The sequence below is a fragment of the Pantoea sp. NSTU24 genome, assembly GCF_050157905.1.
In the GTDB taxonomy this organism is placed as follows: Bacteria; Pseudomonadota; Gammaproteobacteria; order Enterobacterales; family Enterobacteriaceae; genus Pantoea.
Genome location: NZ_JBKIWZ010000001.1, coordinates 3,162,929 through 3,182,918, shown reverse-complemented (window position 1 = coordinate 3,182,918; position 19,990 = coordinate 3,162,929). Strand labels below are relative to the sequence as shown.

General features: G+C 53.3%; 23 protein-coding genes and 1 pseudogene. 8 read left to right on the top strand and 16 right to left on the bottom strand.

The window, feature by feature from the left end; translation table 11 throughout:
* Nucleotides 1–592 precede the first annotated feature (592 nt).
* The 5 genes from ACLHDD_RS15225 to ACLHDD_RS15205 form a co-directional block, all read right to left on the bottom strand.
* Entirely contained in the window at nucleotides 593–1,024 is a 432-nt protein-coding gene (locus tag ACLHDD_RS15225; protein WP_427104751.1) for a DUF3289 family protein, read from the bottom strand.
* 143 nt (nucleotides 1,025–1,167) lie between these two features.
* A complete protein-coding gene (locus ACLHDD_RS15220; protein ID WP_427104750.1) occupies nucleotides 1,168–1,632 on the bottom strand; it encodes a DUF943 family protein in 465 nt (154 codons plus the stop codon).
* Nucleotides 1,622–2,467, bottom strand: coding sequence for a YPO3983 family protein (locus tag ACLHDD_RS15215; protein ID WP_427104749.1), 846 nt, complete (start codon nucleotides 2,465–2,467; stop codon nucleotides 1,622–1,624). Before ACLHDD_RS15215 ends, ACLHDD_RS15220 begins: the two co-directional genes overlap by 11 nt.
* A gap of 660 nt (nucleotides 2,468–3,127) precedes the next feature.
* Complete coding sequence (locus ACLHDD_RS15210; RefSeq protein WP_427104748.1) at nucleotides 3,128–3,616, bottom strand: DUF943 family protein; 489 nt, start codon at nucleotides 3,614–3,616, stop codon at nucleotides 3,128–3,130.
* Nucleotides 3,617–3,636: 20 nt separating this feature from the next.
* Nucleotides 3,637–4,428: a DUF3289 family protein gene (locus tag ACLHDD_RS15205; protein WP_427104747.1), complete on the bottom strand. Its 792-nt coding sequence runs from the start codon at nucleotides 4,426–4,428 to the stop codon at nucleotides 3,637–3,639.
* A gap of 367 nt (nucleotides 4,429–4,795) precedes the next feature.
* On the opposite strand from ACLHDD_RS15205, the pseudogene ACLHDD_RS15200 reads away from it, so the two are divergent.
* Nucleotides 4,796–4,906: pseudogene (locus ACLHDD_RS15200) on the top strand (transcriptional regulator); the annotation flags it as partial.
* A gap of 82 nt (nucleotides 4,907–4,988) precedes the next feature.
* On the opposite strand, the gene ACLHDD_RS15195 reads toward ACLHDD_RS15200, so the two are convergent.
* A complete protein-coding gene (locus ACLHDD_RS15195) occupies nucleotides 4,989–5,852 on the bottom strand; it encodes a YicC/YloC family endoribonuclease (RefSeq protein ID WP_427104746.1) in 864 nt (287 codons plus the stop codon).
* 155 nt (nucleotides 5,853–6,007) lie between these two features.
* On the opposite strand from ACLHDD_RS15195, the gene ACLHDD_RS15190 reads away from it, so the two are divergent.
* Nucleotides 6,008–6,436 carry a DUF3574 domain-containing protein gene (locus ACLHDD_RS15190; protein WP_427104745.1) on the top strand — a complete coding sequence of 143 codons (429 nt, stop codon included), beginning with the start codon at nucleotides 6,008–6,010 and terminating at the stop codon, nucleotides 6,434–6,436.
* A 37-nt stretch (nucleotides 6,437–6,473) separates the two neighbouring features.
* Here ACLHDD_RS15190 and ACLHDD_RS15185 read toward each other — a convergent pair whose 3' ends face one another.
* Nucleotides 6,474–7,658 (bottom strand): NupC/NupG family nucleoside CNT transporter, encoded by a 1,185-nt coding sequence (locus tag ACLHDD_RS15185; protein ID WP_427104744.1) that lies wholly within the window; start codon nucleotides 7,656–7,658, stop codon nucleotides 6,474–6,476.
* Nucleotides 7,659–7,808: 150 nt separating this feature from the next.
* Here ACLHDD_RS15185 and rph point away from each other — a divergent pair, with 150 nt between their 5' ends.
* Nucleotides 7,809–8,525, top strand: coding sequence for a ribonuclease PH (gene rph / locus ACLHDD_RS15180; protein WP_427104743.1), 717 nt, complete (start codon nucleotides 7,809–7,811; stop codon nucleotides 8,523–8,525).
* A gap of 49 nt (nucleotides 8,526–8,574) precedes the next feature.
* Complete coding sequence (pyrE, locus tag ACLHDD_RS15175; protein ID WP_111141473.1) at nucleotides 8,575–9,216, top strand: orotate phosphoribosyltransferase; 642 nt, start codon at nucleotides 8,575–8,577, stop codon at nucleotides 9,214–9,216.
* A gap of 34 nt (nucleotides 9,217–9,250) precedes the next feature.
* On the opposite strand, the gene slmA is transcribed toward pyrE, so the two are convergent.
* The 3 genes from slmA to coaBC form a co-directional block, all read right to left on the bottom strand.
* Nucleotides 9,251–9,847 (bottom strand): nucleoid occlusion factor SlmA, encoded by a 597-nt coding sequence (gene slmA / locus ACLHDD_RS15170; protein ID WP_128084994.1) that lies wholly within the window; start codon nucleotides 9,845–9,847, stop codon nucleotides 9,251–9,253.
* A 119-nt stretch (nucleotides 9,848–9,966) separates the two neighbouring features.
* Nucleotides 9,967–10,425: a dUTP diphosphatase gene (dut, locus tag ACLHDD_RS15165; protein ID WP_427104742.1), complete on the bottom strand. Its 459-nt coding sequence runs from the start codon at nucleotides 10,423–10,425 to the stop codon at nucleotides 9,967–9,969.
* The gene (coaBC, locus tag ACLHDD_RS15160; RefSeq protein WP_427104741.1) at nucleotides 10,403–11,623 is read right to left on the bottom strand and encodes a bifunctional phosphopantothenoylcysteine decarboxylase/phosphopantothenate--cysteine ligase CoaBC; all 1,221 of its coding nucleotides are present in this window, start codon (nucleotides 11,621–11,623) and stop codon (nucleotides 10,403–10,405) included. The genes dut and coaBC overlap by 23 nt, the downstream gene beginning before the upstream one ends.
* Before the next feature lie 180 nt (nucleotides 11,624–11,803).
* Here coaBC and radC point away from each other — a divergent pair, with 180 nt between their 5' ends.
* The 4 genes from radC (at nucleotide 11,804) to mutM (ending at nucleotide 13,995) form a co-directional block, all read left to right on the top strand.
* The gene (gene radC / locus ACLHDD_RS15155; protein ID WP_427104740.1) at nucleotides 11,804–12,460 is read left to right on the top strand and encodes a RadC family protein; all 657 of its coding nucleotides are present in this window, start codon (nucleotides 11,804–11,806) and stop codon (nucleotides 12,458–12,460) included.
* A gap of 240 nt (nucleotides 12,461–12,700) precedes the next feature.
* Nucleotides 12,701–12,937 carry a 50S ribosomal protein L28 gene (gene rpmB / locus ACLHDD_RS15150; RefSeq protein WP_111141478.1) on the top strand — a complete coding sequence of 79 codons (237 nt, stop codon included), beginning with the start codon at nucleotides 12,701–12,703 and terminating at the stop codon, nucleotides 12,935–12,937.
* A gap of 11 nt (nucleotides 12,938–12,948) precedes the next feature.
* Nucleotides 12,949–13,116, top strand: a complete 168-nt coding sequence (gene rpmG / locus ACLHDD_RS15145; protein ID WP_001051798.1) for a 50S ribosomal protein L33 — start codon at nucleotides 12,949–12,951, stop codon at nucleotides 13,114–13,116.
* 69 nt (nucleotides 13,117–13,185) lie between these two features.
* Nucleotides 13,186–13,995 (top strand): bifunctional DNA-formamidopyrimidine glycosylase/DNA-(apurinic or apyrimidinic site) lyase, encoded by an 810-nt coding sequence (gene mutM / locus ACLHDD_RS15140; protein WP_427104739.1) that lies wholly within the window; start codon nucleotides 13,186–13,188, stop codon nucleotides 13,993–13,995.
* On the opposite strand, the gene coaD is transcribed toward mutM, so the two are convergent.
* The 6 genes from coaD to ACLHDD_RS15110 all read right to left on the bottom strand — a co-directional run bounded on the left by coaD (nucleotide 13,992) and on the right by ACLHDD_RS15110 (nucleotide 19,873).
* Nucleotides 13,992–14,471 carry a pantetheine-phosphate adenylyltransferase gene (gene coaD, locus ACLHDD_RS15135; RefSeq protein WP_111142159.1) on the bottom strand — a complete coding sequence of 160 codons (480 nt, stop codon included), beginning with the start codon at nucleotides 14,469–14,471 and terminating at the stop codon, nucleotides 13,992–13,994. The two genes, mutM and coaD, sit on opposite strands and share 4 nt — an antisense overlap.
* Nucleotides 14,468–15,244, bottom strand: coding sequence for a glycosyltransferase family 2 protein (locus ACLHDD_RS15130; protein WP_427104738.1), 777 nt, complete (start codon nucleotides 15,242–15,244; stop codon nucleotides 14,468–14,470). Before ACLHDD_RS15130 ends, coaD begins: the two co-directional genes overlap by 4 nt.
* On the bottom strand, nucleotides 15,244–16,518 hold the full coding sequence (waaA, locus tag ACLHDD_RS15125) for a lipid IV(A) 3-deoxy-D-manno-octulosonic acid transferase (RefSeq protein WP_427104737.1): 1,275 nt from the start codon (nucleotides 16,516–16,518) through the stop codon (nucleotides 15,244–15,246). Before waaA ends, ACLHDD_RS15130 begins: the two co-directional genes overlap by 1 nt.
* A 92-nt stretch (nucleotides 16,519–16,610) precedes the next feature.
* On the bottom strand, nucleotides 16,611–17,744 hold the full coding sequence (locus tag ACLHDD_RS15120) for a glycosyltransferase family 4 protein (RefSeq protein ID WP_427104736.1): 1,134 nt from the start codon (nucleotides 17,742–17,744) through the stop codon (nucleotides 16,611–16,613).
* Nucleotides 17,737–18,813, bottom strand: a complete 1,077-nt coding sequence (rfaQ, locus tag ACLHDD_RS15115) for a putative lipopolysaccharide heptosyltransferase III (RefSeq protein ID WP_427104735.1) — start codon at nucleotides 18,811–18,813, stop codon at nucleotides 17,737–17,739. Before rfaQ ends, ACLHDD_RS15120 begins: the two co-directional genes overlap by 8 nt.
* A gap of 73 nt (nucleotides 18,814–18,886) precedes the next feature.
* Nucleotides 18,887–19,873: a glycosyltransferase gene (locus ACLHDD_RS15110; RefSeq protein WP_427104734.1), complete on the bottom strand. Its 987-nt coding sequence runs from the start codon at nucleotides 19,871–19,873 to the stop codon at nucleotides 18,887–18,889.
* Nucleotides 19,874–19,990: the final 117 nt, after the last annotated feature.

Here is a 19,990-nt window from a genome sequence, read left to right as displayed (position 1 = left end):
GTATTGAATTCGACCGGCACTTTATCAAAAAGTGCCTTCAAAGAAAGGGAAACTCTGGAATCCACAGGATTGACCAGTTTCATGGATCCCTGTCCCCAGAAGGTGCGATAAGGCATTAGCGCAGGAAAATCAGAGAGAATTCAGGCGATTGAATCAGAAACATCAAAAAGATAAAGCGTGTCAGATGAGGTGCCAGGAAGAGTCCGGAAATGATTATTTATCTATCTTTACGTAAAAATGCACCCAGCCAGGTGACGAGGGGCGGCAATTGGCGAATGGAGGGTATAAGCCGATGCGGAGGAGGTGAACGAAGCGTCATTGCTGACGCTTCGTTCAGGATGTGAGGCAAGGCAGTACTCGATATTAATCGTCTGACTATCCACTCAAAAATTAATCATGATTCATCATCAGCTTAAAGAGCAGTTCACCGCTGTCTACGGTTCTATCCACCACTCAGCTGAATGAACACTTTTTTGACTTCCGGATTTAATGGTGGGCATTAATCTCTCCACTTTGATGAGCTCACCAGAAGGTTTCCGATAGTAAGACTTGCCATTAAGGCGGTGGGGCATTGCCGCTTTCTCTCTGTCGGCTAGCCTCTCAGGAATTTTACTGCAGTAAGGGCAAGGTTATACTCGTGATTTGATTCATTTCTTACTATTGCGCTGTTTCTCTCCAAAATATCTCTGACTATCTGCTCTTTCAAAGCCCTGTCCAGAAACATATCCCGGAAAGGCGTACCGTTGCCGTTCTGCATGTGGGTGATCATCTTTACGATCAGGTTGCTGTAGAGGCCGTAAAGGGAAAATTTGCGGGATAAGGAGCGGAGCTCATCGAACAAGATTTCGGCACATTGCGAGCGGGTAATTTTCTCCCCGACTCCACGCAGATTGCAGCAGAACATGGACTGAGGGCGCTCCATTAAGGAACGCCGGGTCAGCGTCCAGGGATCAACCTGGTCCGAAATATAGTCCAGCCGGTATTGAGATTTTAACTGTGCTTCGGTCAGGTTGCCGCAGCGCAAATCTTTAGCGCCGTAGTCGTCCCATTCAGTGTTGGGTTTTGAACAGGGTGCAGGGGAACCGTAACGCGGTCATCGTAAAACATTTCTTGTGTAATCGCGAGAGCGGATGATTTTATTGCTATCCCACGCGAGGGAGAGAATTTCTATTCGTCTTTAAGTTGTGTTATTTTACCGTTTTTTTCCATACGGTATCTGCCATCATAGACTGTAAATAGAGTTTCTTTTTTTCTATTATTTTCAACGGAAAAAACGGCATTCTTATCTATGCAATTTTTAACAGTGTTCATGTCATCAAAGCAGCGGCGGTCATACTTACCTTTTTCTTTGTATCCCTCTCTGAAATCCCAAAAATTCACATAAAAATTACCAGAGGCTGAAGGGGCAGGGATATTATATTTCATTTTCAATAAGTCTTTATTTTCCAGCCACCAATTTATTTTTTCTTTATCGGTGAGTGGAAAGCTTTTCACTAAAACCTCGCTAAAATTACCCTCCTGATGGATCGCGATAATTTCTACCGGTCGTGAAGGCAACAACCAAAAGTAGCCTGGCAACGCGCAACTGGTTATAGCAAGAGCCAACATGATTTTTTTAAGATTAGCTTTCATCTCGGCTCCCGGAAATTTCTACGGTGGCTTCCATGTTGGTCAGGAATGGCTTAAAGCCAAACTGGTTATACCGCTGGAGAACAAACCAGATACGGAAGAAATGAAACTGGCTGAATTTTGTTTTGAGTATGTCGTCGCTGTCGAGGCCAAAGTGATCCTGCACCTTATAACGCACCACTGCCCGGTATCGATTATTGTCGATATGCAGTGATTTTATAATGATGTTTGTTGCCCATGTATCATGAACAGTTATCCCCAAACCGTTATAATTATCCTGTAGCCTGTCAAATTTAGGTAGCTTACTATCGAGTATTATTTTTGTTATCTCATCTTTCATTTCATAAGGGTAAAATTCATTATCCCAGGATGTATTCTTACTGATAATCCGTTTAATTCTTACCAAAGTGCTGTTGTCTGTCCTGTCGTTAAGAATCTGCTCTTTCAGTGCCCTGTCCAGCGATATATCCCGAAACGGCGTACCGTTACCGTTCTGCATGTGGGTGATCATCTTTTCGGTCAGGTGGCGGTAGGGGCCGTAAAGGGAAAATTTGCGGGATAATGAGCGGAATTCGTCAAACAACATTGCAGCACACTGCTGGCGGGTGATCTTTTCACCCCGGCTGCGCAGATTGCAGCAGAACATGGACTGAGGACGATCCATTGAGGAACGCCGGGTCAGCGTCCAGGGATCAACCCGATCAGAAATATAATCCAGCCGGTACCGGGATTTTAACTGTGCTTCGGTCAGATCGCCGCAGCGCATATCTTTAGCGCCGTAGTCGTCCATCCGATTTTTAGTTTTAAAAATTGTCCAGGGAAATTGTAGTGCGACCATTATGACACCTTCCTTGTGTTATCGTCCTTTGCGTTCTTAGCAGGGAATAATACGTGATGAAAGGCCAGAGTGTAAATATCGTTCAGCTCCTGCCCGCTGCCTGTAACTGCAGTTGAACGCCATACGTCATATCCTGCGATAGTGGTACTGGTGAACAGGTTTTGCTTCATCGCGAGCGCATTCTGCAAGACTGTTACTTCCCCGACGTCTGGAGGAATTTATTCAGTTCGGAGGGGGCTGCGCCTGTCGCCCGATTTTACTGGCCATACCGGAGAAATAACCTGCCACATCAGTCACTTCAAAAGCGCCAGTGGGGTCAATCTCCAGCATGTACAACCTGATACCCTGGTCGAACAGGCGGCGCGTCCCAAACTGGAGCGTGTAAATAAGCCTGGATAGACGTTTGTGTGCACTCTTTACTGGCGATAATGTGCAGGTATGAGCGACAGCATGAATATTAAAAATTCCGCATTTAGCGGGCTTTATGGATTTTATACATACTGCGTGCGAAAGTATGCAACGTTCCTCAATATTTTGAATCTGAATATTGATTGGATTTATATTGATTATAATAAACATGTAGTTAATTTTATTTTTCAGGCGTTTTTAGATTTGCTCCCCAATCCACTCCCTGCTCAGTGAAGTGAAGTGACCATTTGGTCAGCTTACTGGCGTTATGGTTGTCGTAAATCGCTCGCCGTTGAGCAGTTCACCAGAAGGTTTCCGATAGTAAGACTCGCCATCAAGTCGGTAGTAAGTGTACCCATCTTTTGTTTTAGCGATGTCCATAATCCAGTCAGACTTTTCTATACAACCTTCATCTGATTTCATGTCATCAAAGCACAGTAAGTAGTCAGTGTCATGGTCTGGAAAAGCACCAGAGTTTTTAGGCGCGAGCTTTTGATACTTACCGTTAAAATTCCATACTGAGACGTTATAATTTTCACGATAAAAAATGGTTTTGACGCCATTGTTATCCCACCACTTTATTTTATCTCTGTCAGAGAAAGGAATGTTTTTAACTAAAAGATATTTTCTGGTATCAGAATAATGAATTGCAAGAACTTCTGGAGAACTAAATAAGCTAACATAAAATAATGCTAATGTTGCCAGTGTCACAATGAAAACTACAATCTTTTTGAACCTCATTAAGTTCTCCGGCTATTTATTTAAAACTCTGCTTTCATATTGGTTAAAAAAGGCTTAAAAGAAAATGTTTCCCATCTTTGAAGAACAAACCAAATACGGAAGGCTCTGATAAAATTAAATTTAGGGTTCATGATATCAGTTTTATCGAGTCCGAAGTGGTCTTGTCCTGTAAATTTTATTTTTGCTGCATAACCATTGTCAGTTATATCGAGTTGATATATCTGTATTTTTGTAGTACGAATATCATGTATCGACATTCCTAATCCATTGAAAATATCAGCCCATCTATTAAACTTAGGAAGGGTTGAGCTTCTTATATCCTGGGTTATTAAATCTATATCTGGATCTGATAAAGTTTTTTTGCCGGTAAATAAGATCTTATCTAACGAAGACTTAATTACTGTAAGTGGTGATAGTGGAGATGTTTTACCACTAATAATCAAATCCTTATATGCCCTGTCAAGAAAGGGGCTGGAATAACTTTTTCCATTCCCGTGATAGAGATGCTTTACGAGATTTTTGAATATCTGATGCTGTCCAAAATAATAAGCAGGCATAGAAACACGAAGAAGCTCATTGAAAAGAAGTTCAGCCATTTTTGTTCTGGATTGAGGGCGGGTATTGCGGAATAAATTGAATATAGAGACTTTCTTACCAGTCCATGGGTCAACTACATCAGAAACATCATCCAGACCTAAATCGCTTCTGAGTTGCTTTTCAGTGAGATCTCCATATTTCATATCATCAGTGCTGTAATCATTGAACCTGTGCTGTGTCTGATAAACGATGAAGGGGAACGTCAATACTGACATAATCATTTCCTTATGATGTTAATCATTCAGACTGAAATCAATGCTTATAGATTTTTTATAGATGATATCATTAAAGATAATAATGATATCGGCGCCATGCAATCATAAAATGAGTGATGAAAAAAGTGAAGGAAAAGAAAGGTGTTTTATTTAAAATAAATGAGTTATATGGTGAGGTGACAAGGTGAAACTGTAAAAATTCAGGAATGTTTGTTAATTAAGTGAACGTCAGGGATTAAGAATTATGTCTTATTTATATGATGATTAGATATTAGCTGAACTTGTAGTTAAAAATGTTACTGTCTGGTATGAAAAATATGCTTTTTAAGCACAGGAATAATTAATCATAAGTTAATCCACAAAAAACCTGAACAACATACGCACACTTCGGGCACAAACGCGTGAAACCTCACTTGATTTACCTGAAAACATGCTTGCGAAACCCGACACAGTTGTAGAAGAACTCCGCAATGAGAAAGATTACGTTCATGAATGAAAACTCCTTGCATAAAAAAGCCCATTTACCATGGGCTTATGAATTTTGTGGAGAGCGGTAGAGATTATTCGATGTTCTGAATCTGCTCACGCATCTGCTCAATCAGCACTTTCAGTTCGATCGCTGAGGCGGTGATGTCGGCGTTGATCGATTTTGAGGCCAGGGTATTCGACTCGCGATTGAACTCCTGCATCATGAAATCAAGACGACGGCCAACGGCCTCTTTCTTTTTCAGGATGTTGTAGGTTTCTTTCACATGCGCGTCCAGACGATCCAGCTCCTCGGCGACGTCAACACGCTGCGCCATCATCACCAGTTCCTGCTCGAGACGGTTGTTTTCCAGCTGAACTTCAGCCTCTTCCAGTCTGGTGACCAGGCGCTCACGCTGCCATTTGATCACGTCAGGCATCTGCGCACGCACTTTACTGACTTCCTGCGATACGCCTTCCAGACGTTGCTCGATCATCGCTTTCAGTGCGCTGCCTTCGCTTTCGCGCGCCGCAATGAAATCCTCTAGCGCGTTATCCAGCGCCTGCAGCAACTGCGTATTGATGGCATCCAGATCCTGCTCCTGTGCGGACATCACACCCGGCCAGCGCAGAATATCCATCGGATTGATGGCACCTTCGTCACTCTGCATTTTCACCCAGTTGGCCGCCTGCACCAGCTGTTTAGCCAGGGTTTCGTTCAGCATCAGTTCGCCCTGCGCGCTGGGATCGGCGTCATAACGCAGATTGCACTCAATTTTACCGCGCGTCAGACGCTGACGGATGCGCTCACGGATAACCGGTTCCAGCCCGCGAAACTGTTCCGGCAGACGAATATAGGTTTCCAGATAACGCTGGTTAACAGAACGCAGCTCCCAGGCGGCGCTGCCCCATTCGCCTTTAGCTTCGCTACGGGCATAAGCAGTCATACTGCGGATCATAAGCGGTACTCATTTGCGGAAAGATGGGTGAAGTATAGCGAGGTGAGCCGCGGCATAACAGGCATAAGCGCCTCACAGGAAAATAACGAACCATTTCCGCTTTCTGCGGCGGCCACTTATGATGATCGCTGGCCCCTTGTGAGGATAACTGATCTATGTCTCGCGTTATTGCCCTTCCTGTTGTGATGGCCCTGTTGCTGGCGGGCTGCCAGACGCGCCATGACTCACCGCCCACAAAACCGCAACCCATCTGTGCGGGAGGCGACATGATGATGCAGACCACGCTGTGGTTTGGACTGAGTAAACCGGATGGCGGGAAGGTAAGTTCGCTCGACTGGATGAACTTTGTCGATAACGAGGTTACGCCGCGCTTTAAATCGGGGCTGTCGGTTTATGACGCCAGAGGGCAGTGGCTGGGCGAGAACGGTCAGCTGGCGCGCGAAAACAGCAAAGCGTTAATGCTTATCCACGGGATCGATCCCGCCACCAGCCAGCAGATTGAGGCACTACGCAGCCTCTATAAGAAACGCTTTGGTCAGGAGTCGGTGATGCGGGTCGATGCGCCCGTCTGTGTCAGTTTCTGATGGGAAAAGGGCGGCAGAGGCGCCGCCCGTAGCGTTGTCAGATAAACAGACCGGCAAAAGCGGCAGAGAGCAGGCTGACCAGCGTAGAGCCATACACCAGCTTCCAGCCAAAACGGGACACCACATTGCCCTGTTTCTCATTCAGGCCTTTGATGGCGCCCGCGACGATGCCGATGGAGGCAAAGTTAGCGAAGGAGACCAGGAAGACTGACAGGATACCCAGTCCGCGCGCGCTCATGCCCGCCGCAACTTTCTGAAGCTCAATCATCGCCACAAACTCATTGGCCACCAGCTTGGTAGCCATAATGCTGGCCGCCTGCAGTGCATCAGCTTTCGGGATCCCCACCAGCCAGGCCAGTGGATAGAACAGGTAGCCGAGCAGCTGCTGGAAACTGTAGCCGAACAGGGCGGCAGACAGCGCGTTCACGGCGGCGATCAGGGCAATAAAACCAATCAGCATAGCCAGAATGATCATCGCCACTTTGAAGCCGGCAAGGATGTACTCACCCAGCATCTCAAAGAAGCTCTGGTCTTCATGAAGTTTTTCCAGCGCGATAGGTTGCTCTTCCTGGCTGCTCATCGGGTTGATGATCGACAGGATAATAAAGGTGCTGAACATGTTAAGCAGCAGTGCCGCAACCACATACTTCGGTTCAATCATCGACATATACGCACCGACAATCGACAGCGACACGGTCGACATCGCCGTTGCCGCCATGGTGTAGAGGCGGCGGGGCGGGATGTCGCCCAGAATCCCTTTGTAGGCGATAAAGTTTTCTGACTGACCCAGAATCAGCGTGCTGACAGCGTTAAACGACTCCAGCTTACCCATGCCGTTAATCTTCGACAGCAGCGTTCCGAAAAGACGGATCAGCAGCGGCAGGATGCGCCAGTGCTGCAGAATACCGATCAGCGCCGAAATAAAGACAATCGGACAGAGCACGCCGAGGAAAATAAAGGCCAGCCCCTGTTTGCTCATGCCGCCAAACACAAACTCTGTGCCCTGCGCAGCAAAACCCAGCAGCGTTTCAAAGAAACCGGCGAAGGTGCCGATCAGCGCCAGACCACTGGCGGAGTGAAGGAAGAACCAGCCCAGTGCGGCTTCCACCACAATCAGCTGGATAATAAAGCGCAGGCGAATCTGTTTACGGTCATGACTGACCAGCAACGCAAGGGCGAAAATCACCACCAGCGCCAGCAGAAAATGAAGAATGGTGGCCATATAGGTTTTTTATCAGAGAAAATGGAACGCGCATTTAGCCACAGCTGGCGGGGAATTTCATCTGATGCCTGCCTCAGACCGGCGTAAGAGACAGCGGGCAAGGAAGTCCGTATAATGCGCAGCCAATCATTAGCAAGCCGGAGATTACCCATGCGTCCAGCAGGCCGTAGCGCACAACAGGTGCGTCCAGTCACATTGACCCGCAATTACACCAAACACGCAGAGGGTTCCGTTCTGGTGGAGTTCGGCGAAACGAAAGTGCTTTGCACTGCCTCCGTAGACGAAGGGGTTCCGCGTTTCCTGAAAGGCCAGGGCCAGGGTTGGGTTACGGCCGAATATGGCATGCTGCCGCGCTCGACTCACAGCCGCATGGCGCGTGAAGCGGCAAAAGGCAAACAGGGTGGCCGCACGCTGGAGATCCAGCGTCTTATCGCCCGTTCACTGCGCGCCGCCGTGGATCTGAAAGCGCTGGGTGAGTTCACCATTACGCTCGACTGCGATGTCATTCAGGCCGATGGTGGTACCCGCACCGCCTCCATTACCGGCGCCTGTGTGGCGCTGGCCGATGCGCTGAATAAACTGGTTGCCAGCGGCAAGCTGAAAGCGAACCCGATGAAGGGAATGGTCGCAGCGATTTCCGTGGGCATCGTTAAGGGCGAAGCCCTGTGTGATCTGGAATACGTTGAAGATTCCGCCGCCGAAACCGACATGAACGTCGTGATGATGGAAGATGGCCGGATGATCGAGGTGCAGGGCACCGCAGAAGGCGAACCCTTCAGCCACGACGAACTGCTGACGCTGCTGGCACTGGCGCGTGGCGGCATTGAAGAATTGATTCAGGCGCAGAAAGCGGCGCTGGAAAATTGATGTAACAGGCGACCACAGAGTCGCCTTTTCTTTATTTGAGGAGTGAGAAATGAAAGCCTGGCAGCGTCAGTTTATTGAATTCGCCCTGAACAAACAGGTGCTGAAGTTCGGTGAGTTCACTTTGAAGTCCGGGCGCAAAAGCCCCTATTTCTTTAATGCCGGCCTGTTTAACAGCGGACGGGATTTAGCGCTGCTGGGACGCTTCTACGCGCAGGCGCTGGTTGATGGCGCGGTTGATTTTGATCTGCTGTTCGGTCCGGCTTACAAAGGCATTCCGATTGCGACCACCACGGCGGTGGCGCTGGCGGATCATCATGACCGTGACGTGCCTTACTGCTTTAACCGTAAAGAAGCCAAAGATCACGGCGAAGGCGGCCTGCTGGTGGGCAGCCCTCTTCAGGGCAAAGTCATGCTGGTGGATGACGTCATTACCGCCGGTACGGCGATTCGTGAGTCGATGGACATTATCGGCGCGCACAACGCTACGCTGGCCGGTGTGCTGGTGTCGCTGGATCGTCAGGAGCGCGGACGCGGAGAGATGTCGGCGATTCAGGAAGTGGAACGCGATTACGGCTGTAAAGTGACCGCGATTATTACCCTGGCCGATCTGATTACCTGGCTGGAAGAGAAGCCAGAGATGGCCGACCACCTGGCGCAGGTACGCGCCTATCAGAAAGCATACGGGATTTAATCGAGGCGGGCGTGATGCCCGCCTTTTTTATCCGTCAGGCCAGCTGAACGGCGATCAGCGGCCAGCGTGCCTCAAAATCTGCGGTGGGGCTGAAGCGAAACTCAGAACGGACATAGCGCGACAGTAAACCTTCACAGAACGCCAGCAGCTGACTGGCCAGTAGCGCCTCATCAGCCTGAAAGGCTTCCCCTTCGCGCATCCTGCGTTCACGCATAACCTGTCGCAGCTGCACTTCAATTCGCTCAAACAGCTGATTGATACGGCCCTGCAGGCGATCCTGCTCAAACATCAGTGCATGGCCGGTCAGAATTCGGGTCAGTCCCGGATTACGCTCACCAAATCCCAGAATCAATTGGACGATCAGACGCAGACGCGTCATGGTCTCTTTTTCATCCTTGAGGATCAGATTGATGCGGGTAATCAGACTGTCTTCAATAAACTCAATCAGGCTATCGAACATCCGGGTCTTGCTGGGGAAGTGACGATAGAGTGCCGCTTCGGATACGCCTACCGTGGCCGCCAGTTTAGCGGTGGTAATGCGCTGACTGCCATCACCTGACTCCAGCATCTGCGCCAGCGCCTGCAAAATCTCTTCGCGACGATTCCGTTTCGCGACTTTTTTTTCTGCCATGACCTTAAAAACCCCTGAAATTTACCTATAAACAGGCAACACCTACGCATCTGCCACAGGCACGCGTCCCATGACGATGAGGAAAAATAACGGGCGTAAGTGAAAGTCGGTATTGCGGGTTACTGGCGACCTGAGTGGCCAAAGCCGCCTTCACCGCGCAGGCTGGCGTCAAAATCGTCTACCAGGTTAAATTCCGCCTGCACCACGGGCACGAAGACCAGTTGTGCCATGCGGTCGCCAGGCTGCAGCGAGAAACTCTCCTGACCGCGATTCCAGACTGAAACCATCAGTTGTCCCTGATAATCGGAGTCGATAAGACCCACCAGATTGCCCAGCACAATCCCATGTTTGTGGCCCAGACCCGATCGCGGCAGGATAACCGCAGCCAGTGTGGGATCGGCAATATGAATCGCCAGGCCGGTCGGCACCAGCGTCGTGGTGCCTGGCGCGATCTCGAGAACATCATCAATGCATGCGCGTAAATCTAACCCGGCAGAACCTGCGGTCGCGTAGGTCGGCAGGGGAAACTCGTTGCCGACACGCGGATCCAGGATTTTAACGTCTATTTTTTTCATCATAACGGCTGACAATCTCGTCTATTAACTGTTGGCCAAGGAGCGACTTATCGCTGAGCGGTAAGCGTTTTTCTCCATCCTGCCAAAAAAGGTGAAGCGCATTGGTATCGCTATTAAACCCCTGTCCGGTTTTAGCGACGTCGTTCGCGCAGATCAGATCCAGATTCTTGCGCACCCGTTTTTGCCGGGCGTATTCTTCCACATTCTGTGTTTCAGCCGCAAATCCGACGACGAATGGCCGGTTTTCCTGCAGGGCGGCGACGCCGGCAACAATATCGGGATTCTTTATCAGGTTCAGCGTGACGGTATCATCGCCGCCCTGTTTCTTTATTTTATCGGCCGCAACAGTGGCTGCCCGGTAGTCTGCCACGGCTGCACTTGCAATGAAAATATGTTGTTTGTCTATCTCGCCCATCACAGCGGCCTGCATCTCCAGCGCGCTGGTGACATCGATGCGGCGCACACCTGCAGGCGCAGCCAGGGCAACCGGGCCGCTGACCAGCGTCACCTGCGCGCCGCGTCTGGCGGCCGCGGCGGCTATCGCAAAGCCCATTTTGCCTGAGCTGTGATTGCTGATGTAGCGCACCGGATCCAGAGCCTCCCGGGTCGGACCAGCAGTTATCATAATGCTGAGATGTTGCAGATCGTTGACGGGTGCGGCCCACTGCACCGCATGGTCAACAATCGCCAGCGGATCGAGCATCCGGCCCGGGCCGATGTCGCCGCAGGCCTGGCTGCCGCTGTCCGGTCCCCAGATAAGCACGCCTCGCGCCGCCAGATTCTGCAGATTCTGCTGCGTGACCGCCGCACGATACATCTGCTGATTCATCGCGGGCACCACCGCAACGGGCGAGGCCGTCGCTAATACGGCGGTCGTAACCAGATCGTTTGCCATACCGGCGGTGATTCGGGCAATCAGGTCGGCAGTGGCCGGTGCCAGCACAATCAGGTCGGCCCATTTTGCCAGTTCGATATGGCCCATCGCCGCTTCCGCAGCGGGATCAAGCAGGTCGTCAAAGACCGGATAGCCGGACACGGCCTGCAGGCTGAGCGGGGTAATAAAAGCCTTCGCGCCTTCTGTCATCATCACGCGGACATCCGCGCCGCGGTCGCGCAGGCGACGCACCAGTTCAGGTGCTTTGTAAGCAGCGATACCGCCGCTGACGCCCAGAAGAATTTTTTTGCCGGCTAATCCCATCATGATGTTGGCCTCACTAAGCTCTCAGCCGCGCGTGGCGGCAAATGCACGGACTTTATCACAAAAGCGCGGATACGCCTTTTCCCAGGCTGCGTTTGCGAGCCGCCTCGTAAATTGTGTCGCCATGCATAGCGGCTCGTCTCCTGACAGGTCATGATGCTGTGCATCTCAGGGAGAGCAGATATGAAAATAAGCGGACCACGGGAAAAACTGCAGAAGCTGGGTGCGCATGCGCTCAGCGATACCGAACTGTTGGCGATTTTTCTCCGTACCGGATCGCCAGGGCAGAACGTTATTGCGCTGGCTGACCAGATGTTGCAGGAATTTGGCTCGCTTTATCAGCTTATGACCTCAGGCAAAACGGCCTTTAGCGGCATCAAAGGCGTCGGCGATGCCAAACTGTCGCAGCTGCATGCGATTGCCGAACTGGCGAAACGCTTCTTCGCCAGTAAACTGGCCCGCGAAAGCGTGATGGAAAACCCGCAGATTACGCGCCAGTATCTGCAAAGTTTGTTAGCCGGTCAGGAACGCGAGATCTTTATGGCGCTGTTTCTGGATAATCAGCACCGGGTGCTGCGGGCACAGAATATGTTTTCGGGCTCCATCAACAGCGTCGAGGTTCACCCGCGCGAAATCGTCCGGGAAGCGCTGAAGCTCAACGCCGCCGCCCTGATCCTGGCGCATAATCATCCCTCCGGGGTGGCCGAACCAAGCCGGGCAGACCGTGCCGTCACCCATAAAGTCAGTGAAGCCTGCCAGCTTCTCGACATCCGTCTGCTGGATCATCTGGTGATAGGTCATGGCGAATATGTCTCTTTCGCCGAGCGCGGATGGCTCTGATAGCGGGAATTTTCGCGCCAGGTGGCGGCTTTTTGCCCGATCATTCGGGATCTTTATCTGTTCGGGACTTGAGCACTTGGGCTGAGCGGCGTATACTACGCCACCTTTGAGAATCTCGGGTTTGGCGGTTAGGCCAGCTTAGCGGGTTCCATGGAACTCGCCTGGCGGGCTGCAAGCCTGACGAGGCGGCCAAAACCTAATTTTTAAAGCTCGAGCTGATTTGATTTTTGGAGAATAGACATGTCACGAGTCTGCCAGGTAACTGGAAAGCGTCCGGTGACCGGTAACAACCGTTCCCACGCAATGAACGCGACGAAACGCCGTTTCCTTCCGAACCTGCACTCACACCGTTTTTGGGTTGAGAGCGAGAAGCGCTTCGTTAGTCTGCGTGTATCTGTTAAAGGTATGCGTATTATTGATAAAAAGGGCATTGATACGGTATTAGCCGACATGCGTGCCCGTGGTGAGAAGTACTAAGGAACTGAATCATGGCTAAAGGTATTCGTGAGAAGATCAAGCTGGTTTCCTCTGCTGGTACAGGTCACTTCTATACCACCACGAAGAACAAGCGTACTAAACCAGAGAAGCTGGAACTGAAAAAGTTCGATCCGGTTGTACGTCAGCATGTGATCTACAAAGAAGCTAAAATTAAGTAATTTTAGTGTTCTGCTAAAAACCCGGCTCCGGCCGGGTTTTTTGTTTGCATAAAACGCTGAGGAGAGGGTATGCCAGAGTTGCCAGAGGTTGAAACCAGCCGTCGCGGTATTGAGCCGCATTTGGTCGGTGAAACTATCCTTCACGCCGTGGTGCGTAATTCACGTCTGCGCTGGCCTGTTTCGCAGGAAATTCTGGCGCTGAGCGACCAGCCGGTGCTCAGCGTGCAGCGTCGCGCAAAATATCTGCTGCTGGAGCTGCCACATGGCTGGATCATCATCCACCTTGGCATGTCGGGCAGCCTGCGCGTGCTGTCTGAAGAGCTGCCTGCCGCAAAGCATGACCATGTCGATCTGGTTATGAGCAACGGCAAAGTGCTGCGCTATACCGATCCTCGCCGCTTCGGGGCCTGGCTCTGGAGCAGCGATCTGGCGAGCAGCAGCGTGCTGGCACATCTCGGCCCTGAGCCGCTGAGCAGCCAGTTTGACGGGGATTACCTGTTTGAGAAGTCACGCGGCAAGCGAACGCTGATTAAGCCATGGCTGATGGATAATAAAGTGGTGGTGGGCGTGGGCAACATTTACGCCAGCGAGTCGCTGTTTACCGCCGGGATCCTTCCCGATCGTGCCGCCGGCAGCCTGTCACAGGCTGAAGCAGAACTGCTGGTCAGCACCATTAAAGCGGTGCTGTTACGCTCTATCGAACAGGGCGGCACCACGCTGCGTGACTTCTTACAGAGCGATGGCAAGCCAGGCTACTTTGCCCAGCAGCTGCAGGTCTATGATCGGGCCGGTGAACCCTGCCGCGTCTGTGGCACGCCGATTATCAGCGGCAGACATGGGCAGCGCAGCACCTACTGGTGCCCCCGCTGTCAGCACTAAGCCAGTTTAGCCAGCAAGGCCTGATGGACGGAGGCGGGCAGGAAGGCGGTGACATCGCCGCCGTGACGTGCCACCTCTTTAACCAGCGACGATGAGACAAACGAGAAACCTTCGGACGGCATCAGGAAAACACTCTCCAGCGTCGGCAGCAGATGACGATTCATCTGCGCCAGCTGCATTTCATATTCGAAGTCGGACACCGCACGCAGCCCCCGAACCAGCACATTCGCCTGCTGCTCACGGGCAAAATTCGCCATCAGATCGCTGAAGCCGACGACGTTGACGTTGGGCAGATGGCGCACGACCTCGCTGGCCAGCGCCACGCGCTCATCCAGGCTGAACATCGGTTTTTTACCGGGACTGGCAGCAACGGCCAGGATCACCTGATCAAACATCAGTGCGGCGCGCGTCACGATATCGAGGTGCCCGAGCGTAACGGGATCAAAGGTGCCGGGATAGATAGCTTTCGTGGTCATACTCGCCCTTTTGCCGAAGCGTGATTCAGCGCCCAGAGGGCTGAATATTTATTGAAGGTATACTGTGCGTTGACCACTGCCAGAATCCAGCCCTGCTTTCCATCGAGAAAACCCGCACGCAGCACCAGCGTTTTCACAAAGGCGCCCAGCGTATGGCTGAACACCGAAAAGAGGCTGCATCTTTTACCGCGCTGATGGCGTTCCGTTGCCCAGGCTTCGGCATAGGCCAGCTGCTTGCGCTGGAAAGCGATTAAATCGCGGCAGGTCAGATGCTGCAGATCACCGGGCAACGCCACAACCGGCGCGCCTTCGCTTTGCAACGATTCATGCACCAGATTGTCATTGTAGCGGAAGGTACGTGGATAGAGCCGCATCACGCGATCAGGATACCAGCCGCTGTGCCGCATAAAGCGACCGAGAAACAGATTGCTGCGGCCCAGGCTGTAAATCGTCCGGCTGGGTGGCGCAATCAGCACCTGCTCAATCGCGGCGCGCAGTGCCGGTGAGACGCGCTCATCCGCATCGATCATCAGAATCATATCGCCGGTGGCATAGTGCTGCGCGCGCTGGCGCTGGATGCCGTAGCCCTGCCAGTCATCATTCCGGTAGACCTGCGCGCCTGCCCGGGTCGCGATGTCAGCCGTGTCGTCATCACTGCCGGAGTCCAGCACGATAATTTCATCGGCCCAGCTGACTGAGGCCAGGCACTCAGGCAGTAGTCCGGCTTCGTTTTTGGTGATCATCACCACGGAAAGGCGCTGGCGTACGGACATTAGTGGGCTCGCGGTGGCAGATGGGGTTCGAGTAACTGTAGCAGGCGCTGCAGTGCGCCCTGATTCTGATGCAGCACCTCTACCGCGTGACGTCCGTAATAGCGGCGATAGTCATCATCCTGCAACAGATTAGTGACCTCTTTTTCCAGTGACACCACGTCGGTAACGGTAATCAGCCCCTGACCTTCCTGCAGCTTGCCGCAGATATCTTTGAAGTTCCAGGTGTGCGGGCCCATCAGCACCGGAAGGGCGTGCGCGGCCGGTTCCAGCGGGTTATGGCCGCCCCGTTCCACCAGGCTGCCGCCGACAAAAGCCAGATCCGCAATGCCGTAGAGCAGCATCAGTTCACCCATCGAGTCGCCGATAACCACCTGGGTTGCGCCTGACGGGATCTCGCCGCTGCTGCGCAGGATAAAGCTGAAGCCGCGTTCCTGCGTCAGTTCGCGGGCATCGTTAAAGCGTTCGGGATGACGGGGGACCAGAATCAGCAGCAGTTCCGGGAACGTCTGCAGCAGGCGGCGATGCGCATCCAGCACAATAGCCTCTTCGCCTTCGTGCGTGCTGGTGGCAATCCAGACCGGACGGCGCGGCGCCCACTGGCGACGCAGCGTTACAGCGCGGGCGGCCAGTTCTGGCGTAACGGAAATATCAAACTTAAGGCTGCCGGTAATCGCCAGCTGGGACCGTTTCAGCCCCAGCCCCAGGAAGCGGTCGCCATCCTCTGCATTCTGCGCGGCAATCAGCGTGATGCTCTGCAGCAGACGGCGCATGAATTTACCCAGCTTGTGATAGCCTTTGGCCGAACGGGCGGAGAGGCGGGCATTGGCAATCACCAGCGGAATATTACGCTGGTGCAGAATGCGGATTATGTTCGGCCACAATTCGGTTTCCATGATGATCACCAGCCTGGGGTTGACCGTATCCAGAAAACGATTGATCGATCCCGGCAGATCGTAAGGCAGATAGACATGATGAACATCTTTGCCAAACGCGGATTGTGCCCGTTCCGAGCCGGTCGGTGTCATGGTGGTGACGGTAATCGGCAGGGTCGGATAACGATGACGCAGCGCGCGCACCAGCGGGATCGCGGCCAGGGTTTCGCCGACAGAAACCGAGTGCAGTACGATGCCGTCGGGTGCGACTTTGCCGGCACAATAGCCATAGCGTTCTGCCCAGCGTTTGCGATAGGCTGGCGCTTTACGACCGCGCAACCACAGGCGCAGCCAGATCAGTGGCTGAATGAAGTAGAGCAGTGCGGTGTAAATGGTCGTCATAGTTACCGTTACAGCAGGTTCGCGTCTGAAAAAAGATTAAAATCGGATGGCGGCATGTTATCAGAAACCCTGCATGCACTCATCCCGGATTGTCAGTTGCTGCTCAGTACCTGCTGATAAAGCGATGTCAGCGCCTGCGCCAGTCGCGACGGGCCGTAGGGTTCAATTTTGCGCCGCGCGGCGTCGCCCATGCGTGAATCGCGGGAAAGTGCCGGTAGCGCGTTCACTGCCTGATTTAACCCGCTGATATCCAGCGCATCACAGACGAAGCCCTCCTGACCTGCAGTAATAAATTCTGCGCCACCGCAGCCAGTGCTGGTAATCACCGGTAAGCCGCAGGCCATCGCCTCAAGCACCACATTCGGGAAGGGATCGTAGAGCGTGGGCAGCAGCAGGCCATCCGCCGCGTGATAAAACGGCTGCACATCCTGCTGGACGCCGACAAAGCGCAGACGCTCCAGGCAGTTCAGCTGCCTGGCCAGCTGCTGATAGCGTGACAGTTGCTTATCCTGACCCACCACGATCAGATAGCGATCGCTGGCGGCCAGCGCCTGGATCGCCGCTTTCAGCCCTTTACGTTCAAAGCCGGAGCCGACATAAATCAGTACGGTGGCGTCAGCGGGCAGCGCCAGCTGCTGGCGAATGGCATAACGCGCCGCGTCTGTCGCGGGCTTGAAACGGCTGGCGTCAATGGCGTTGTGAATGACATGGATTCTGCTGGCATCAAGCGAGAAACAGCGCAGGATATCGCGCTTTACCATCTCTGAATTGCAGATCACCGCTTTCAGCGTCGGCGAGTTAAACATTTCCGCTTCCGCCTGCAGAACGTAGCGGTGATAAGGACTGAGGGCTGCACTCAGTCGCTGCCAGGGCGAGACAATGCGAGCGCGCTGTTCCAGCCAGACGCGATGAACACCATCCCCCGCGCGGAAAATGTCACAGCCTGCGATGCGCTCATGGCTCTGCACAATATCGAACTGCTCCCGCTCCCAGCAGGCGCGGGCAGCGCGGGCAAAACCGCGCTCGCGCGAGATACGGCCCAGCTTTGCCGGATTACAGATATGCAGATGCCAGTCAGGGTCTGGCGTGCCCTGCCAGCTGCGGGTAATGATGTTGAGGTCGAGCTGTTCGCTACCCAGCGCCTCCAGAGCGCGTGAGATAAACCGCTCGGCGCCGCCATCCGGGCGGTATTTCTGCCGGACGATCGCCAGCCGTAACTTACTCATTCAGGTAACTCCTCGCGGCCGCGACCACATCCTCTACCGGGATCGCCGACAGATAGCGCTGGTCAGTGCGGGTGTCGATAGAATCGGGGGAGGGCAGCGGGCCATAATCGCCCGCCCAGATGACGTGGTTGTTGTCACCCCAGGGCCGCCAGTGCTGCAGTTTGGTCGGACCAAACAGCGCAATACAGGGCGTTTTCAGCGCAGCGGCCATGTGCATCGGGGCGGAATCGACACCAATAAACAGCCGGGCGTGCTCTATCAACGCGGCCAGCTGCGGCAGCGTGAACTGACCCGCCAGCGACACCACGTCCGGCGACGCACAGAGCGCCCGGATGCGGTTAATCATGGCCAGCTCCTGCTTATCCGGTCCGGCGGTCAGTACGACCTTCAGGCCTGGCTGGGCCAGTTGTTCGATTGTGGCGGCCACTTTCTCCTCTTCCCAGCATTTAAAGCCCCAGCGAGAGGTCGGCTGCACCACAATACAGGGGCCGGTTACCCGGTGCTCCGCCAGACGGGCCTGCACGATCTGCCGGTCTGCATCGCTGTAATGCATCGACACGCGCGCGCCGTCGCTGCTGATGCCCAGTGGCGCCAGCGCCGACATATTCTGCTCAACGGTGTGCAGCTTGCCGTGATTATGCGTGGGAACCAGGCGGTTATGACACCATCGCCACAGGGCATTATCCCGTTTTTTAAAGGCGAACCCGATGCGAACGGGCGCCCCGGAGAAGCGGGTAATCAGCGCCGCGCGCCACTGGTCGGCCAGATTGATCACCAGGTCATACCGCGCATCACGGATGGCGCGGATCAGATCTCGCTCATGGCCCAGCTTGCGCCAGGTGCCTTCCTGCTTCCATTTACGATCGATAACGTGCAGATGGCGGATAGCCGGATGGGCTTCCAGCATCGGACGCGTTTCCTGATAGAGCAGCACGTCGATACTGGCCTGCGGATACCGCGCCCGCAGCGCATTGATAGCTGGCGTGGTGAGCAGCATGTCACCATGATGGCGCAGCTTAATCAGTAAGATATTTTTTGGCGAGATGTTTGCTGGAGTCAGGCTGGCCATAAACAAGAGTTCTCAGAATTCAGTGAACCGATTGTAGGGCAAACGCTTTTTAGGATAAAGCCAGCCTCAGCGGTTATTTAATCCGCCAGCGATAGAGCCTGCCCAGCCACAACAGTAACTGATACCACTGTTTGATGCCCCGGGCATTACGCAGCATGCGCAGATGCGTCTTACTGGTGAAAAGATCCGCGATGATGGCCTGGCGGGCCTGTTCGTCAGGCTCCCGTCTCACACTGTGACACACGCTGAGTGCCTCATGGGTCACCTGATAGTGAAATGACGGGTAGATCCTCACGCGGTCGCGATAGCGGGTATTGAGCTCTTCCAGCAGCCGGGCGATTTTCAGGTAGTGACGCTGATATTCCACGTTGCGCGCGCCTGTCCGTTTGCGGTTGCTGATCGAGGCATCATGCATGTAGTAGCGATAGAGCACTGCGTCGGTATAACGCACGCGATTGGCCAGCAGCATAAATTCGGTGGTCCAGGGAATATCCTGATGATGCAGGCCGGGCTCAAACTGCAACTGATGCTGCTCAATCAGCGCCCGGCGATAGATGCCCAGCCAGACCACATGCATATAGCGATGGGTTTTCAGTGCGGTATTGAGCCAGTCGGGACCGCTCAGCACCGGTGTGCTGCGCAGGCGGTCCAGCGGAATCAGGGGTTTTACCCGCTGGCTGTGTTTGAAAAACCACTCGGCGTTGCACTGCGCCGCATCCAGATTGTCCGCCTCGGCCATCGACACCAGCGTCTGATACATCTCTGGCTGCTGGGTATCATCGGCGTCCGGGAAAGTGACATATTTTCCGCGCGCAATCGCCAGTCCGGCATTGCGCGCCCGCGACACGCCACCGTTTTCCTGATGAATGACACGAATGTGAGCGTGCTGCTGTGCATAGTGGTCGGCGCGTTCGCCTGAGCCGTCGGTGGAACCATCGTCGACGATAATAATTTCCAGCGAATTCAGCGTCTGCGCCAGCAGTGACTGCATGAACTCATCAAACATGCTGCCCGCGTTATACATCGGAGTAATGATACTCAGCAGAGGAGATGTACTCATGACACTCTCTGCGCCTGCGTGGTATTCACTGCGAAAGGGCGTTGCCTCGTCATAAATCATGTCCAGATCAGCAGAATGAAAACAGGAATGTCGCGATTATAGAACGGGCTGGCCTGC

Coding starts and splice junctions, on each gene's coding strand:
- slmA (WP_128084994.1), bottom strand. CDS start 9,847: ATGGCAGAAAAAAAAGTCGCGAAACGGAATCGTCGCGAAGAGATTTTG.
- rfaQ (WP_427104735.1), bottom strand. CDS start 18,813: ATGGCCAGCCTGACTCCAGCAAACATCTCGCCAAAAAATATCTTACTG.
- ACLHDD_RS15205 (WP_427104747.1), bottom strand. CDS start 4,428: ATGTCAGTATTGACGTTCCCCTTCATCGTTTATCAGACACAGCACAGG.
- rpmG (WP_001051798.1), top strand. CDS start 12,949: ATGGCTAAAGGTATTCGTGAGAAGATCAAGCTGGTTTCCTCTGCTGGT.
- dut (WP_427104742.1), bottom strand. CDS start 10,425: ATGATGAAAAAAATAGACGTTAAAATCCTGGATCCGCGTGTCGGCAAC.
- ACLHDD_RS15220 (WP_427104750.1), bottom strand. CDS start 1,632: ATGAAAGCTAATCTTAAAAAAATCATGTTGGCTCTTGCTATAACCAGT.
- ACLHDD_RS15195 (WP_427104746.1), bottom strand. CDS start 5,852: ATGATCCGCAGTATGACTGCTTATGCCCGTAGCGAAGCTAAAGGCGAA.
- ACLHDD_RS15185 (WP_427104744.1), bottom strand. CDS start 7,658: ATGGCCACCATTCTTCATTTTCTGCTGGCGCTGGTGGTGATTTTCGCC.
- pyrE (WP_111141473.1), top strand. CDS start 8,575: ATGAAAGCCTGGCAGCGTCAGTTTATTGAATTCGCCCTGAACAAACAG.
- radC (WP_427104740.1), top strand. CDS start 11,804: ATGAAAATAAGCGGACCACGGGAAAAACTGCAGAAGCTGGGTGCGCAT.
- rph (WP_427104743.1), top strand. CDS start 7,809: ATGCGTCCAGCAGGCCGTAGCGCACAACAGGTGCGTCCAGTCACATTG.
- rpmB (WP_111141478.1), top strand. CDS start 12,701: ATGTCACGAGTCTGCCAGGTAACTGGAAAGCGTCCGGTGACCGGTAAC.
- ACLHDD_RS15210 (WP_427104748.1), bottom strand. CDS start 3,616: ATGAGGTTCAAAAAGATTGTAGTTTTCATTGTGACACTGGCAACATTA.
- ACLHDD_RS15215 (WP_427104749.1), bottom strand. CDS start 2,467: ATGGTCGCACTACAATTTCCCTGGACAATTTTTAAAACTAAAAATCGG.
- coaD (WP_111142159.1), bottom strand. CDS start 14,471: ATGACCACGAAAGCTATCTATCCCGGCACCTTTGATCCCGTTACGCTC.
- ACLHDD_RS15190 (WP_427104745.1), top strand. CDS start 6,008: ATGTCTCGCGTTATTGCCCTTCCTGTTGTGATGGCCCTGTTGCTGGCG.
- mutM (WP_427104739.1), top strand. CDS start 13,186: ATGCCAGAGTTGCCAGAGGTTGAAACCAGCCGTCGCGGTATTGAGCCG.
- ACLHDD_RS15120 (WP_427104736.1), bottom strand. CDS start 17,744: ATGAGTAAGTTACGGCTGGCGATCGTCCGGCAGAAATACCGCCCGGAT.
- ACLHDD_RS15130 (WP_427104738.1), bottom strand. CDS start 15,244: ATGTCCGTACGCCAGCGCCTTTCCGTGGTGATGATCACCAAAAACGAA.
- ACLHDD_RS15110 (WP_427104734.1), bottom strand. CDS start 19,873: ATGAGTACATCTCCTCTGCTGAGTATCATTACTCCGATGTATAACGCG.
- coaBC (WP_427104741.1), bottom strand. CDS start 11,623: ATGATGGGATTAGCCGGCAAAAAAATTCTTCTGGGCGTCAGCGGCGGT.
- waaA (WP_427104737.1), bottom strand. CDS start 16,518: ATGACGACCATTTACACCGCACTGCTCTACTTCATTCAGCCACTGATC.